Source organism: Sphingobacterium sp. InxBP1 (genome assembly GCF_026191775.1).
GTDB lineage: Bacteria > Bacteroidota > Bacteroidia > Sphingobacteriales > Sphingobacteriaceae > Sphingobacterium > Sphingobacterium thalpophilum.
This window is the reverse complement of sequence record NZ_JAINDX010000046.1, coordinates 510,922-527,329: the sequence shown is the minus strand read 5'-3', so window position 1 is coordinate 527,329 and position 16,408 is coordinate 510,922. Positions and strand designations below refer to the sequence as shown.

Below are 16,408 nucleotides of genomic sequence, written 5' to 3'. Positions count from 1 at the left end.
GAACAGTAGATGGTCCGGCTGAAGACACAGCCCGGCGTGCATAAATAATATGACCATGAATAAAATAGCACTTACAGGCGGTAAGATTTATACCGCCGACGCAGTTTTGGAAAAGAGAGCGTTACTCCTGCAGCAGGGTAGAGTTGTTGGTATTGTTGCGGACAATGATCTTCCTGATGAGTATCAGCCTTTTGCCGTTGACGGTTACAACATATGTGCCGGGCTGGTCGACCTGCAGTTGTATGGTGACGGTATGGATTTGTATTCTGCAGAACTGAGCCTTGACGCATTGCAGCGTATTTCGGAAGGCCTGATTGACAAAGGTACTACTTCTTACATGATGACGCTGGCGACAAATACCATGGAGGTGTTTCGGGAGGCCATCCAAGTCGCTGAAGGATTCCACCATGATGCGTTCCTTGGGCTACATCTGGAAGGCCCTTTTTTAAACCCCAAGAAAAGAGGCGCACATCCAGAGGAATTGATTCTGAGCCCATCGAAGCAACGTATTGACGCTCTATTGGCGGATAATAAGGTTGTTAAAATGATGACCATTGCACCCGAATGCATGGATGAGGACGTGCTGCAGCACCTGCAAAAATACCAGGTGTTGCTCAGTGCCGGACATAGCAACGCGACTTTTGAGGAAGGAACACGAGGCTTTGATCTGGGGATACCGACAAGCACACATCTGTTTAACGCCATGTCACCGCTACATCATCGTGAAGTAGGTATGGTAGGGGCTATTTTTAACCACCGGACTGCTCGGGCGAGTATTATTGTGGATGGGCATCACGTGAGTTTTGAAGCCGTAAGAATTGCTAAAAAGCAGATGGGGGACCGCCTGTTTATGATCACGGATGCTGTAGCGGCCTGCAACAAGGGGATTTATCAGCACGTGCTGCAGGATGGTTACTACTCCCTGCCTGATGGCACAATTTCGGGAGCAGCAATTTCACTTTTCGAGGGGATCAAAAATTGTGTGCAGCAAGTCGGTATTTCTTTACAGGAGGCTATCCGTATGGCCACACAGTATCCAGCAGCCCTTCTGGGCAGAGAAGATATCGGTACTCTCAATCCGGACAGTATGGGCAACGTTATTGTCTTTACCGATGATTTTCAGTTAAAGCATGTTTTTTTTAAAGGGCAATTGCGTGGTCATGCCGTTTTAAACCAAGGACGATAATCATAGTCATTAGATAACAGGTGTTCTCCGTGTTATATTATCTATTCAGGAGATGAGAACCAGCTAAATTTCTTTTCTATTGAAATTTACCTTAGTTTTGGTGGTTATTCGATAAAAAATACTATTTCTAATAAATTGATGAAACGTTCCCTATTATTTTTAGCTACAGCAGTCTTTCTTATATCTTCTTGTTCGTCCAAGAAAAATAAAAAGCAAGAGCCTGTCAATACCAGTACCAATGTTGAGATTGTGAAAAAAGATCCACCTTCAGTTCCGAAAAGAGAGCGGGTTAAAAATACTATAGGGACAAAAGAACAGGCGCCTGTACAAAAGAAGAAGGATGTTGTGGTGGAGCTTCCTCCCGTACCACGGGAATTTCGTGCCGCATGGGTTGCCTCTGTTGCCAATATCAACTGGCCAAGCAAAAACAACCTGAGCACAGCGGAGCAAAAGCAGGAGGCGATCGGTATTCTGGACTTTTTGAAGGACAATAATTTTAATGCGGTGATCTTTCAGGTGCGTCCGTCGGCAGATGCCTTCTATAAGAGCGATCTTGAGCCCTGGTCTTATTTTTTAACAGGAACAGAAGGACAGGCACCGTCACCATACTACGACCCGCTGGAGTTTTGGGTGGAAGAGGCACATAAAAGAGGCATCGAACTCCATGTGTGGTTAAATCCATACCGCGCACACCACACGGCCGGCGGGCCTGTGACGTCGGCTTCTATGGCACGTAAGATGCCAGAATCTGTCGTTAAATTAAGACAAGGATATTATTGGTTTGATCCCTCCAGGCAATCCACGCAAGATCATGCGGCCCGTGTGGTCATGGATATTGTCAAACGTTATGATATCGACGGTGTGCATTTTGATGACTACTTTTACCCCTATGCGGAGTACAACGGCGGACAGGATTTTCCAGACGCGGATAGCTATGGCGAATATAAACGCAACGGAGGGACATTGTCCCGTGGCGATTTCCGGAGAAATAGTGTCAACACGTTTATCGAACGTATTTATAAGGAAATTAAAACAGAAAAAAACTTCGTGAAATTTGGTATCAGCCCTTTCGGTATCTGGAAACCGGGCTATCCTGCCGGTATACAGGGATCAAGTCAGTATGACATGCTGTATGCCGATGCCAAGCTATGGTTGAATAAGGGCTGGATTGACTATTTTGCACCGCAGCTTTATTGGCCTATTCAACCGGCCAAGCAAAGTTATACCGCTTTATTGAAGTGGTGGGAGAGTGAAAATACGATGGGACGGCATTTGTGGCCAGGTATCAATACTGTAGGCAGGCGCGGACCGGAATATGTGCAGGAGATCGTTAACCAAGTGGCGGCGGCACGTAATATTTTGCCGGACAGCAGGGAAGGAGTGATCCACTGGAGCCTCGCAGGATTAACGAAAAACCCGGCGATGACCCGTGCCCTCGTGGATGGTCCGTATCAGTTTAAGGCGCTGGTTCCTGCCACACCCTGGTTAAGTGCGAACCCCATGTTGAAACCTAACTTGCTGCTGACACCGCAGGGCAATAATATCTTCCTGAAATGGCAGCATCAGCAGGTTGATCAGGTAGCAAAATGGGTGTTGTACCTGAACTATGGCGGTGAATGGCAATACGAAATTCTGGAGCCGGGCATAACCTCGAAGGATGTGCCGACATCTTTAAATAATAAAAAACTGGAATATGTTGCGGTCAAAGCGGTCGATCGGCTGAGTAATGAAAGCCCTTACGCCGCTGAGAAGATCAAATAGATTTTTTTTGTACTATCAAAAGGGGTATCTGCTCTAGTGGATATCCCTTTTTTATTTTCCTTTGAAATCCCAGCTGTCCAAAGTAAATTTAGGGATATGGAAGAGATCTATAAAACCGTTAGCGAATCAGTAATTCGCATATCCCAGCTGATGCTGCCATCCAATGCCAACTTTGGCGGAAAGATCCATGGAGGATACATCTTATCGTTGATGGATCAGATTGCTTTTGCGGTAGCATCCAAATTTTCAGCTCATTATTGCGTGACAGCTTCTGTTGGAAAAGTCGATTTTTTGAAACCTATCGAAGTGGGTGAACTGGTGACGTTGATCGCTTCGGTGAATTACGTCGGAAACTCCTCGATGGAGGTCGGTATCCGTGTGGAGGCTATGAATATTCAGACTGGGGAGACCAAACATTGCAATTCGTCTTATTTTACAATGGTGGCCAAAGACGGATCCGGTAAGCCGGTGCGCGTGCCGCGGCTGATTTTAGAGACGGAAAAAGATGTGTTCCGATTTTATCGCTGCGTCGTCAAAATGGAAGTTGATAAAGAAAGGGATCGTGCTATTCATGATCTGGAGACGGACTCTGCCGAGCAGCAGGCGTATCTCAGGAAGCATTATGATGTAAAAATTAATCTTACCTCGTAGTTACCTTATTTATTTTGCTGTGTTGTGCGTATTTTATGTTATGTGATAAGTGTTTTTGAGGTTGAATGTGGTTTTTTAGGTCTGTTTATGCTTTTTTATGATTTATTTTTTTAAATAATTCGCATAAACTTGCATAAATTCGCGGCTTTTTATATTATTGTTATGTAATTGGTGTAAACCTCGGGTTGGAACCTCCCGTTATAATCAATTATTAACAACTAACTAAATACCATGAATAAAAAATTACTCTTATTCTGCTCAGGAGTGATGCTATCTACCAGTTTATGGGCACAAACCAAGACCGTCACAGGTAAAGTTACTAACGCTTCGGATGGCGGATCTATGGCAAATGTAACGGTGAGCATCAAAGGTAAACCTATCAGTACACAGACAAATCCAGATGGCAGTTTTACAATTAAAGCGGACCCCGGAGATATTTTGATCTTCAGGGCTGTTGGTTCGAAAGAGCGTCAGCAACTCGTCGGTTCGGATGCGACTATCAATATTGCGCTTTCGGGTAGCGAAGAAGCGCTGGAAGAAGTTGTTGTAACAGCGATGGGTATCAAGAAAGAAAAGAAAGCTTTAGGTTATGCTGTCCAGGATATCAAGGCGGATGAACTGATGAAAAATAAGAACCCGAATGTAATCAATTCCTTAAATGGTAAGATTGCTGGGGTGAATGTTACTAACTCTGGGGGTGCGCCCGGAGCTTCGGCTTCTATCGTGATACGTGGTGGAACTTCTTTAGAAAGAGATAATCAGCCCTTGTTTGTGATTGATGGAATGCCAATGGATAATTCAACTGGGCAGGGGGATAATTCCGCATTCGATGGGAATACTAATATTTCGACGACTAACGGTAACCGTGCTCTAGATTTAAACCCTGAAGATATAGAATCTATCTCGGTTCTAAAAGGTCCGGCCGCAGCTGCCCTATATGGCTTACGAGCTGCCGCGGGAGCAATAGTGGTAACGACTAAAAAGGGAAAAGAGGGTGCTACTTCAATCGGAATCAATTCACGTATTGGGGTGAACTGGGTGAATCGCTTACCCAAATTACAAAGTAAGTATAAACAAGGGTCTAATTATAAAGGGAATAAGATTACCGATAATACATATTTGTCTTGGGGCGACGCCTTTCAACCAGGTGAGACCGTTTATGATAACTTGGGTGATTTTTATCAAAACGCAACCAGCTTTGATAATTCGTTCAATGTATCGGGAGGTAATGCAAAAGGTAATTTTTATTTGTCCGGCTCTAATCTGGATCAATCAGGTATAGTGCCGACAACAGATTTTAAACGGACGACATTCCGATTTAATGGGGAACAAAAAGTGGGTATATTCACCTTTGGGGCGAATGCTTCCTATTCACACAGTACCACACAAAAAACGCTGACTGGATCGGGGTTATGGGGCGGTTCTGGCATGGGATATATGGAATCAATACTAGCCTTTCCGCGCAATGTTGATATGAAAAACTGGATAGATCCCAGTGGCAAACAAATTTTACTACTGCCTAACGTTGCTTTGGAAGATAATGTTGATAATCCTTATTGGACAGTCAACAAAAATCCGCAGAATGATAAGACCAATCGTTTTTTGGGTAATGTTTATGCGAATGTAAAGATTACGGACTGGTTGGATGCGACATACAAATTAGGTGTCGATAATTACACAACCAATTTTAGTTCGCTAATAACTCCCGGCTCTGCCGTGAAGCTCGCATGGCAGAAGGGGATGCTCTCCAAGAATGTCCGACAGTACAATTACATTAACTCCAATTTGATGCTAAATTTCCATAAGCAGGTTAAAGAAGATTGGGATTTAAACTTTTTGTTGGGAACAACCGCGGAAGATACGCATATACAAGCAAACTCGATGCGGGCAGAACAGTTTTCAATTCCAAATTTTGAAAGTGTCAATAATGCCGACGCAAAAAATAAATATTTTAACGAGTCCATTACTAAAAAACGTCTTTTGGGCGTGTATGGTGATTTGCGCATTGGTTACAAAAACTTACTTTTCTTGAGTGCGACTGGTCGTAACGATTGGTCTTCAACGCTGCCCATTCAAAATCGCTCATTCTTTTATCCTTCATTCTCAGGTAGTTTAATATTCACCGAGCTTATGGAGAAAAATGACATTGTAAACTACGGTAAGATAAGAGCGTCTTGGGCAGAAGTAGGCAAGGATGCGCCGGCTTACCAAACGGCTACTTATTTATTTGATCCACAACTGACTATTGGAGGTGGGTTTAGGAATTACTGGACGAGAGGAAATGACCAGCTTAAGCCAGAGACGACTACGTCCTTTGAGGTTGGTACTGATTTGAAACTATTTAAAAATAAATTAGGTCTCGAGTTCACCTATTATAAAAATAATTCAAAAGATCAGATTTTACAACCGCGCGTGTCAAATGCTACTGGCTATATTCTTAGCTATGTCAATACTGGAGAAATTGAGAATAAGGGAATAGAAGTATCTATTAATACTTCGCCGGTTAAAAAAGAAGATTTTAGATGGGATTTGGCTTTGAATTTCTCTCATAACAAAGGTGTTGTTAAATCGCTGCCAGCTTCTTTGCCAATTTTATATGTAACTGATGTGCAAGTGGGCAATGGAAAGGCAGCTTCCTTTGGCAATGGAAATTTTATGGGAATAAGTGGGTCTACTTGGCAGCATGATGCGAATGGGAATCTGTTGTTAGATTGGAAAACTGGATATCCGTTGACATCTACCGATGCAACAAAACCGATTGGGAATAGAGAGCCAAATTTTATTGGAGGTCTTAATAATACGTTGACGTATAAAAATTGGGAGCTTTCATTCTTATTTGACTTTAGAAAAGGCGGGGACATTCTTAATGGTACAGAATATCTTTTAGCTTATAATGGATTAAGTACCGTTACAGAGAATCGAGGTGAAAAAATCTCATTCACCGGGATGGCGCTTAATCCAGAAACAAAAGCGTATGAAATGGTAACTCGAGAAGTAGTAGCTACAGAGGATTATTACAGAGATATTTATGCTTTAAATACCCCGCATTTTGTAGAAACGGTTAATTGGTTACGTTTAAGATCGTTGAGCCTAACTTATAGTTTGCCCTCAGATCTCTTAAGACGCTCCAAGATATTTAAGGCGGCTTCAATAACAGCAACGGGGACAAATCTATGGCTGTTGACAAATTATTCAGGGATGGATCCTGAAGTCAGCGCCGCTGGAGCTGGAGTTATTGGTTCGGGCTCAGTAGGGGTTGACTATGCCGGTGTGCCTGCTACAGCGGGAGTAACCTTTGGTTTAAATTTAAAGTTTTAAAAAATGAAAAGATTTATCTACATAATCGCAGCTGCCTCAGCATTAACTTTGGGAGCTTGCAATAAATGGCTAGATGTGAATGAAAATCCAAATTCTGCAAATGCGGCAGTTCCGACAGCAGTGCAGCGCTTGCCGTCTATTTTGGCTCAGTTTGCCGATGCATATGAAAGTGCTGGTACGCGAGCTGCTTTTATCACACAACAGCTAGGGGTTGTAAATGCGAATAATAATAACTGGAATATGACTCGATGGAACCTAACCAATGCCGCTGTTGGCTGGCCATGGCAAGCTTGGTATGTTAATACGGCAGTCAATATTCAACCTATGATTGATGCAGCAAGTAAAGTAGGGGCAAATCATTATGTCGGGGTAGGGAAGATTATAAAAGCATGGGGTTTTGGATTCATGGTCGATTGTTACGGCATTTTGCCCTATGATGAGTTTGACAATAAGGATATTTTGACACCTAAGTTTGACGAAGGAGAATATGTATACAGTAAGGTGTTAGCTCTTTTGGATGAAGCAATTCAAGACCTTAGTAAAGCACAGGATCAATATGCACCTTCTTTAAAAGATGGCGATACGTATAACAGCGGAGATACTCAAAAATGGTTAAAGCTAGCTTATGGACTGAAGGTGCGATTTTTAAATCATTACAGTAAGAAAGCAAATTATAATCCTGACGAAATTTTAAATTTATTGGCAAAAGCGCCTTCTTCAAGTTTAGACGGTACTATATATCAATATATTGATGAAGGTCCAGACGTTGCTGATAATTCTAAAGCAGCCTTGCAATGGTCAAATACAGGTACCACGGCTAGAATTACCAAGCTTTACTACGATTATATTACCAACAACTACACGGGTGCGCCGTCGGGAGCCAATAATATGGTAGACCCAAGGTTAGATTTACTTGTGCCCAGTATGGATAATGGAACAGGAGTTTTGGTAAGAACAAAAGTGGTGGACATGCAATCGGCATTGCCAACAACCGGTCCCGTTGCAGTTACTTTCGACGCAAAAACCAATAAGTTTTCTCACGCCGATTCTGTGTACATACAGCTGAGAAGTAATAAAGCCACCTCAGGACGGGTATTATCGACTGGTACGTGGTATACACAGAAAGGTGGAAAGGGGTTGCTATTGACTGGGGCAGAGATGAAATTCATAGAAGCGGAAATTCGTTTTAGGAAAGGACAACTTGCGCAAGCTCTGCAAGCTTATAAAGATGGTATCAGAATTCACATGGAAATACTTGGAGTGAAGAGTGAGGAAATTGGTAAATATTTAGCGAGTACGTCTGTTGTGCAGGATATTTCAAAATTGAATCTCAGCCATATTATGATCCAAAAGTATATCGCACTATCTTACTCACCGGAACAGTGGGTGGATTTACGCAGGATGGATTTCTGTACTGATGTCTCTGGGAACTACAACGAGGCTTCGGGTATTTATAAAGGCTTTAACCGTCCGGGACATGTTTTTACAAACTCATTTCCAAATAGTACAGATTGGCCAAGAAGGTTTGCAATTGCTTCTTATGAAAACAGTTATAACTTGGATCAAGTAAAAAAGGCAGATCCGGATGCAGGAACGCCTACGTATATTACAAAGCCTGTGTTTTGGGATAAGAAATAATAGTAAGCAGCTTAAACAAAAGGCTTGAGGAATCAAGCCTTTTGTTTTGTGTCTTAATAGTGGGTTAAATTCCTTAAATTTGTGTAATGAGATACTTTTTGTTGTTGTTTAGCTGCTTGTTTGCAGTATCACTTTTAGCGCAATCACCCAAAATAATCCAAAAACCTATTACCTGGAATCAGGAGCGCATACGGCTTTCCCTAGAGTATCTAAAGAATAGACATGGACTAAACCAGTCTGCGCCAACAATACAACCTAGAATGGTAGTGGTACACTGGACCGCCAACAATAGCGTGAAAGCAACTTTTAACACGTTTAATCCCGTAAGGCTACCAGGGAGGCCGGAGCTTACCAAAGCAAGTGCGCTGAATGTCTCTTCTCAGTTTGTCATTGATCGTGATGGGACGATCTATCAGTTTTTGCCGGATACAACTTTTGCGAGGCATACGATCGGGTTGAATTACTGTGCTATCGGTATCGAAAATATTGGCAGCCGCCAACACCCTTTGACGACAGCACAGCTTAAAGCAAATGAAGAGTTGATCCGTTATTTAAGTAAGAAATATCCTCTCGAACACGTGATAGGTCATCACGAATATCAACGTTTTAAAAAGACCTCCTGGTGGAAGGAAACAGATCCAAAATATATAACCGGAAAAGATGATCCTGGAGATAAATTTATGCACTCACTAAGGGGCCGTCTAGTTGATCTGCAACTCAAAACTCTTCCTTAAATAGTTGAAGTGGTGAGACGAAGCATATTTGCGTAGTAATATGTCGTCTTTTGCGGCTTTGCTGTGTTATGCGGCATTGTTAATAGAATGTTAAATATATCATAAATGTTACATTTATGTGTGTATGGTACACTATGCTTCGGAATGATAATCTGTTCGTTTTATTTATTAATATCCTTATAATTAGGTATTTATAATAAATTATAGACTAATATAACTGCTTTTGTTAATAACGGGCTATTGTTGGTTTATTTTTATTTTTGAGTGAACACTTACTTTCTTTTGCGTTTTTCTGACTATTTTAATTTTAAAAACGAAAAGATCTACTTACTTTTATTCTGATTTTCAATCATACGTGCATAAAACTGCATTTGTGCCTGATCAAAATAGTCTATTTATGATGAAACATACCTTACTGAAATTAACCTTTGCGGTATCCTTTTTAGCTTGCATATGCTGTGGAAAATCCTTGCGATCTACACAATTCCAAAAACAGCATACGAAGGCATCCAGCGGCGATGCTGATCGAATAGCTACGGGAGCAGATCAGTTGTCGTTATACCTCCCTCAATTGAAGGGAAAAAAGGTTGGAATTATGGGGAATCAGACTTCTATTGTGGGGGCTGAAAAGAAGCATTTGGTGGACGTCCTACTAGAAAATCAAGTTGATTTAAAGTTTGCTTTTGCTCCTGAGCACGGATTTCGCGGAGATGTCGAACGAGGAGAGAAGTTTGGGAACGATGTAGATCAGAAAACGGGCTTGCCATTATTTACCCTTTACGGTGGCAATAAAAAACAAGATTCTATTGTCAATTCCATTGATGTGATGATATTTGATCTTCAAGATGTAGGGGCTCGTTTCTACACCTATATCACCTCATTGCATCGTGTGATGGAGTTATGTGCCAAACACCATAAGAAGCTTATTGTGCTCGACCGCCCTAATCCGAACGGTGATCAGGTAGATGGTCCGGTACGGCATGACGATAAATTCAAATCAGACGTCTCTTGGCATAAGATAGCCATGATCCACGGGTTGACTATAGGTGAACTTGCCCAGATGATCAATGGAGAGAAGTGGCTGGAAAATGGACGCCAGGCCGATCTTCAGGTCGTAAAGGTGCAGAACTGGGATCACACTAAAATGTATACACTGCCGGTGATACCATCGCCGAGTCTGCCTAATCAGCTTTCTGTGCGCCTGTATCTTTCGCTTTGTCTTTTTGAGGGTACGGACATTTCGGTAGGCCGGGGAACCGACTGGCCGTTTCAGGTATTAGGGTATACCAATCCTGTCTACGGCTCATTTACATTTACACCCGGTGAACGTCACGGTATGTCGAAACATGTGGAAGGTAAAGGCGCTGTAAATTATGGTGTTGATCTGCGGCATCTAGTTCCGGAAGAACAGAAGTTCACATTAAAATACTTGCTGGATTTCTATCAGAAGACGCCTAATAAAAGTACCTTTTTTGCGCGGCCAGAATTTTTTGATAAGCTGGCAGGGACTGACCAGTTGAGAAAGCAGATCATTGCGGGTAAATCCGAAACAGAGATCCGGGCCTCTTGGTTGGAAGATTTAAAGGCATATAAAGAGATGCGTAAGAGGTATTTGTTATATCCAGATTTTGAATAAGAATAACTAACAATATTAACGAGAATCATTTATTTTAAAACTCTATAATCAATGAGAAAATTTGTATTATTTTCTGTTGCTCTTGGATTGAGTTTTCCTTCTGAATCCTATTCTTTCGTAAAGAAGGAGGGGGCATCGAGCGGCGCTAAGCTTACAAGCTCTTTGTTGCGCTCTACATCGAAAGCTACGATTCAAAATACGGTGCAAGGTACTGTAACGGATGGAAAAGGCCCAGTCTCAGAAGTGAGCGTTTCTGTAATCGGTGGCAGTGTATCTACGAAAACGGATGCACAGGGACATTTTAAGATTACAGCTGCTGTGGGAAGCAAACTGCGTTTTTCGTCCATAGGATATATTTCGCAGGACGTTACAGTAACCTCAAATTCCATGAACGTGACCTTGGTTGAGGATAATCAATCTCTGGATGAGGTTGTTGTCGTCGGTTATGGTACCCAGAAAAAAGGTAATCTTACGGGGGCGGTATCGTCCATTAACGTGAAGGAGAATCTTCAAAGCCGTCCAATCGCTGATGTGGGAAGGGCAATTCAAGGTACTACCCCTGGTTTCAGTGTTACTGTTCCGAGTGGCGAGGTTGGGTCGGATCCAACGATGCGTATACGTGGCGCCATATCGTCCATTCAAGGAAATAGTAGCCCTCTAATATTGGTCGATAATGTCGAAATTCCCAGTATACAATATGTAAATCCGGATGATGTCGAATCTATTACAGTATTGAAAGACGCTGCTTCGGCGTCTATTTATGGAGCAAAGGCTGCCTTTGGCGTTGTATTGATCAAGACGAAAACTGGGGGTAGCACAGAAAAAGTTACCGTAAACTATTCGAACAACTTTTCCTTCCAAAACCCATATAAAAAATTAGAAATGGGACGCGTCAATGCGCTAAAATATACAATTGATGCATTAGAAAGAATTGGGGGGACAGAAACTGGAGCATTTTATAAGGTAAATAGAGAAAGTTATGAGAGGGCTGTCGAATGGGATAAAAAATATGGTTCATCTTTAGGAAAGGATGATCCGACGGTCTATGGTCGGGATTGGTATGTTGACCCGGGTTCTCCTACTAAAAAATATGGCGTTAGAACATATGATCCCTATGACTATATGGTCAGAGAATGGGCGCCGACCCAGACGCACAATCTTTCTTTAAACGGTACGGTAAAGAAAACACAGTATACAGCTACATTTGGAACGTTAAATCAAAGTGGAATGTTGAAAGCTGGCGATTCGGATAAATTTAAACGGTATAATGCCGCACTTCGCTTGAACACCGAGTTGAATAAATACGTAACTATCAGGGGGGGCGCGATGTTCGCTCAGCGAAATAAGATCTATCCTTATGCGACTAATTCGACAACTGCGGACCCTTGGTTATATATGTATCGCTGGAGTTCACTTTATCCAATGGGATATGATGAAAATGGCCATCCGATAAGAAGTCCTTGGAGTGAAAATGAGGCAGCAAATCAAGCTTCCATGCTTCGTAATTATATTAATTTAAGTGCGGGTGCCACAATTAATATCATGAAAAATTGGAAGGTAGACGTAGATTACACGTTCACCAACGAGGACTATAACTGGCGTAAGAATGGAACCCGATATACAGCTGCTAATTCATGGGTTGCTGCCAAACAACGGTTTGATGCGCAAGGAAATCCAGTGTATGTAAATCGGGAAGGTAAAGTAGTTAATAAAGGTGACACGGATGCCATGCTGGCCTATGACCTATCGAACGATGCCTATACAGCAAATGGTTCTGCGCAAGATCATATTTATATGCGTTCACAGAATGAACATAAGCATACGGTCAATGCATTTACAACCTATGAGCTGGATGTGAACGAGGATCATAATTTCAAATTCATTCTTGGATTAAATAGAGTGACTAATGATGGCTCATATCACTGGACGCAGCGTGCTGATCTATTAGATATTACAAATCCTCAATTTGATTTGGCTGTTGGACAGATTACAGGTAGCGGTGGTGAGTACTGGGAATCGCAGCTAGGATATTTTGGCCGAGTGAACTATGCTTATAAGAATAAGTACCTTTTTGAGGGGAATCTACGTTACGACGGTTCTTCCAAGTTTCCTACAGATTTAAAATGGCGTTGGTTCCCATCGTTCTCGGCGGGATGGGTGGTTTCTGAGGAGAAATTTATGGAATGGTCAAGAACGGCATTGAATCAATTAAAGTTTAGAGGGTCCTGGGGTGTTATTGGAAATCAAACTGTGCCGCCTGACTTGTATGTTTCAAACATGGATGCAGGCCAGATTAATTACATTATAAACGGAGCTTTGTTGAATTCTGTCGGCTCGCCGAAGTTAAACTGGCCGGAAGTGACATGGGAGGATTTAGAGACTTTGGACTTGGGAATTGATGCTAGGTTTTTTAAGAATAAGTTAGGTCTTACGTTTGACTGGTACCAGAAAAAGACCAAAAATATGTTTGCTCCCTTGGAGGGCACTACTTTTACTTTAGGGGCAGCAGCGCCTTGGGGAAATTTCGGAACATTAACTACGAAAGGTTTTGAATTGGCGGTTGATTTCAATCATCGTTTTGAAAATGGTTTAGGAATTAATTTCAGAGCTAATCTGGATGATGCCAAATCTGTTTTTAGTGGGTATACATCATTGAGAACTACCGGCGCTAACTACGATGGAAGGGTCTATGGTGATATCTGGGGCTATGAGACTGATCGTCTGTATCAATATAGTGATTTTGTATTGGACGGTAATGGTAAGCCACAGTTGGTTAAGCCTGATGCAGATATGACTAAATATTATGCAAGTACAGACAATGTTTATTTGTTAAAGGATGGTCCAAATGGCGAGAAGGCAGTTTATCAGCCCCGTTTTCAGAATTCGACCAATTTTTACTTCGGCCCCGGAGATGTCAAATTTAAAGACCTAAATGGAGACGGAGAGATAGATAACGGTGACGGTACAATCGATAATCCCGGTGATATGAAGATCATAGGAAATTCGACTCCGCGTTACCAGTATGGTTTCAGATTTGGAGCTGATTGGAAAGGATTTGATTTGTCTGTTTTCTTCCAGGGTGTCGGTCAGCGTAAGGTCTGGGGCGCCGGATTCTTAGCTATTCCAGGTTTCAATGTCTCGGACGGGGCAATGCCGGCGAGCTTTGTAAACGATTATTGGACGCCTGATAATCAAGGTGCTTTCTATCCTGCAGCCTTTAATAATGGAGGTAGTGCTAATGTTAACAATATGCAAGTGCAGTCCCGTTATTTATTGGATATGTCATATCTGCGTGTTAAAAATCTAACCGTGGGTTATACAATACCTCAACATATTGTTAATCGTGTTAAAATAAACAATTTAAGGTTATATGTTTCGTTGGAGAACTTCTTTACTTGGGATAAGCTTCGCGGATTACCTATAGATCCGGAGGAAGTTGAAGGATATTCAATTTTTAACGAAACAAACTACAATAGTGGGCGTACAGGGGTAGGAACGCCAACATTCAAAAGTGCATCATTTGGTGTTCAATTAAACTTTTAAACGAATTTGACAGATGAAATTAAATAGAATAAAAATTGGATCAATTCTTCTCTCTGCATTATTAATGGGAGGAGGGTGTAACAAGGATGTACTCGATAGGCCTGATCAAACAAAAGTGATTGATGATAACTATTGGAGAAATGAGGCAGATGTTCGTTTGTATGCAAATGATTTTTACTTGAACTACTTTGTCGGTTATAATACGTTTTATGGCACTGCCTATGCGCCATTAGTGGGATATAATTTTGCTGATGACTTTACATCAGAAGGTACGCAAAGCGGGTTCGAGGCGGTTGTGCCCACGAGTAGAGGTGCGAGTACATTAACTCCGGATATGTTAACCACGTATTCTGGTCCGACATGGAACTTTTATTGGGTAAGAAAGGCGAATGTCATGCTCAATAGGATTGAAACAAAAGCTAAAGCGAATTTGTCTGAAGCCGAATACAACCACTGGACTGCTGTGGCCCGTTTCTTTAGAGGTTACGAATATTCAAGATTAGTATCGGTATTTGGTGATGTCCCGTATTTTGATGCGGAAGTCGATCCAATGGATCAGGCTACTATGTATAAAGAACGAACCAAGCGTGGTGAGGTGATGGATAAAGTGTATACAGATTTTGAGTATGTCCTGGACAATATGCGCGACGACGACGGTAAAGGATATGTGAATAAATATGCGGCTGCAGCCCTAATATCCAATCTAATGTTATTCGAAGGGTCCTGGGAAAAATATCATAGCTTGGATCAGGAGCGAGCAAAGAAATACCTTGGACTTGCGGTAAAAGCTGCTGAAGTGGTTATGAATAGTGGAAAATGGTCTTTCGGAAGCGATTTTAAGAGCCTGTTTGCATCGGAAGACCTATCAAGTAATTCTGAAGTAATTTTCTTTAGGACTTACAATGACGCTTTAAAAGTCACGCATGCGGTTGGATCCTATAGTAATGGCACTGAGGGTCAAAAAGGTGTTAATTTGAATTTATTGAAAGCGTTTATTTGTAACGATGGCAAAGTTTGGCAAAACTCTACTGTGGCTAACGCCACTGATTTTTCTATGAAATCGTTAGCGAGGACACGTGACCCAAGGTTCGAAGCTACTTTGATGGATACGGTAAATACAGCGTCGTCAACCTTTGCCTATGGACATAAATTCGCGGCTAGGGAGGTGTTGACTTACATCGGAAAAACCTATCCTGCAAAATGGAGCAGTAACACGAATACCAATGATGCGCCTATAGCACGTCTTGGAGAAGTTGTGCTGAATTGGATTGAAGCGAAGCAAATTCTGGCTGAGTTTTTCGGTGGACCAACGGTTACGCAAGCTGATTTAGATAAGTCTATAAATGCTATTCGAAATAGACCATTGGATGCCGATGCAATTGCGAAAGGCATTAAGAAAACAGCACCCTTAATGTTAAGCGCTCTTCCAAATGATCCTGAGCGTGATGCAGATGTATCACCACTCATGTGGGAAATTAGAAGGGAGAGAAGGATGGAATTTGTTTACGAGTATGCAAGATTGAATGATATTCGTCGTTGGAAAAAGTTAGGTTACATGAATTTTGCTCGTAATGTTGATTATTCTTTGGGGCCTTGGGTGAATATCAAAAAAGATCTTCCCAATCGTTTGACAAAAGCCTATGAAGGCCTTTTAAAAGTGCAGAATGCCGCAGGTGATATTATTACATATAATGGAACCAATGGTGATGCCATGGTCGGTTTTTATGTTGTTCCTAAATTTGCTAATAGAGTGAGTTTTACAGATCGTTCTTATTTAGCTCCAGTAGGATTAAATCAGATCCAACAGTATTCGAATTTAGGTTATACACTTGAACAAACGCCGGGGTGGTAGTACTTTCACAAAAGTGGGCGAAGCCTTTCTGATCTTATCAGAAAGGCTTTTTTATAAAATATGTTTGTATCAAAAATATCATGCATAAA

At 41.8% G+C, this 16,408-nt stretch carries 9 protein-coding genes; all 9 read left to right on the top strand.

Annotated elements, in window-relative coordinates:
• Positions 1-55: 55 nt before the first annotated feature.
• The 9 genes from nagA (at position 56) to K7A41_RS14470 (ending at position 16,319) form a co-directional block, all read left to right on the top strand.
• Complete coding sequence (gene nagA / locus K7A41_RS14510; RefSeq protein WP_265714254.1) at positions 56-1,186, top strand: N-acetylglucosamine-6-phosphate deacetylase; 1,131 nt, start codon at positions 56-58, stop codon at positions 1,184-1,186.
• A gap of 138 nt (positions 1,187-1,324) precedes the next feature.
• The gene (locus tag K7A41_RS14505; protein WP_265714253.1) at positions 1,325-2,947 is read left to right on the top strand and encodes a glycoside hydrolase family 10 protein; all 1,623 of its coding nucleotides are present in this window, start codon (positions 1,325-1,327) and stop codon (positions 2,945-2,947) included.
• Between the two features lie 96 nt (positions 2,948-3,043).
• Complete coding sequence (locus K7A41_RS14500) at positions 3,044-3,598, top strand: acyl-CoA thioesterase (RefSeq protein ID WP_265714252.1); 555 nt, start codon at positions 3,044-3,046, stop codon at positions 3,596-3,598.
• A gap of 231 nt (positions 3,599-3,829) precedes the next feature.
• Positions 3,830-6,916 (top strand): SusC/RagA family TonB-linked outer membrane protein, encoded by a 3,087-nt coding sequence (locus K7A41_RS14495; RefSeq protein WP_265714251.1) that lies wholly within the window; start codon positions 3,830-3,832, stop codon positions 6,914-6,916.
• Between the two features lie 3 nt (positions 6,917-6,919).
• Positions 6,920-8,554 carry a SusD/RagB family nutrient-binding outer membrane lipoprotein gene (locus tag K7A41_RS14490; protein ID WP_265714250.1) on the top strand — a complete coding sequence of 545 codons (1,635 nt, stop codon included), beginning with the start codon at positions 6,920-6,922 and terminating at the stop codon, positions 8,552-8,554.
• A gap of 260 nt (positions 8,555-8,814) precedes the next feature.
• Positions 8,815-9,288, top strand: a complete 474-nt coding sequence (locus K7A41_RS14485; RefSeq protein WP_265714249.1) for an N-acetylmuramoyl-L-alanine amidase — start codon at positions 8,815-8,817, stop codon at positions 9,286-9,288.
• 397 nt (positions 9,289-9,685) lie between these two features.
• Complete coding sequence (locus tag K7A41_RS14480) at positions 9,686-10,924, top strand: DUF1343 domain-containing protein (RefSeq protein ID WP_265714248.1); 1,239 nt, start codon at positions 9,686-9,688, stop codon at positions 10,922-10,924.
• Between the two features lie 51 nt (positions 10,925-10,975).
• On the top strand, positions 10,976-14,467 hold the full coding sequence (locus K7A41_RS14475; protein ID WP_265714247.1) for a SusC/RagA family TonB-linked outer membrane protein: 3,492 nt from the start codon (positions 10,976-10,978) through the stop codon (positions 14,465-14,467).
• A 13-nt stretch (positions 14,468-14,480) separates the two neighbouring features.
• Positions 14,481-16,319 carry a RagB/SusD family nutrient uptake outer membrane protein gene (locus K7A41_RS14470; RefSeq protein ID WP_265714246.1) on the top strand — a complete coding sequence of 613 codons (1,839 nt, stop codon included), beginning with the start codon at positions 14,481-14,483 and terminating at the stop codon, positions 16,317-16,319.
• Positions 16,320-16,408: the final 89 nt, after the last annotated feature.

Coding starts and splice junctions, on each gene's coding strand:
- nagA (WP_265714254.1), top strand. CDS start 56: ATGAATAAAATAGCACTTACAGGCGGTAAGATTTATACCGCCGACGCA.
- K7A41_RS14505 (WP_265714253.1), top strand. CDS start 1,325: ATGAAACGTTCCCTATTATTTTTAGCTACAGCAGTCTTTCTTATATCT.
- K7A41_RS14500 (WP_265714252.1), top strand. CDS start 3,044: ATGGAAGAGATCTATAAAACCGTTAGCGAATCAGTAATTCGCATATCC.
- K7A41_RS14495 (WP_265714251.1), top strand. CDS start 3,830: ATGAATAAAAAATTACTCTTATTCTGCTCAGGAGTGATGCTATCTACC.
- K7A41_RS14490 (WP_265714250.1), top strand. CDS start 6,920: ATGAAAAGATTTATCTACATAATCGCAGCTGCCTCAGCATTAACTTTG.
- K7A41_RS14485 (WP_265714249.1), top strand. CDS start 8,815: ATGGTAGTGGTACACTGGACCGCCAACAATAGCGTGAAAGCAACTTTT.
- K7A41_RS14480 (WP_265714248.1), top strand. CDS start 9,686: ATGATGAAACATACCTTACTGAAATTAACCTTTGCGGTATCCTTTTTA.
- K7A41_RS14475 (WP_265714247.1), top strand. CDS start 10,976: ATGAGAAAATTTGTATTATTTTCTGTTGCTCTTGGATTGAGTTTTCCT.
- K7A41_RS14470 (WP_265714246.1), top strand. CDS start 14,481: ATGAAATTAAATAGAATAAAAATTGGATCAATTCTTCTCTCTGCATTA.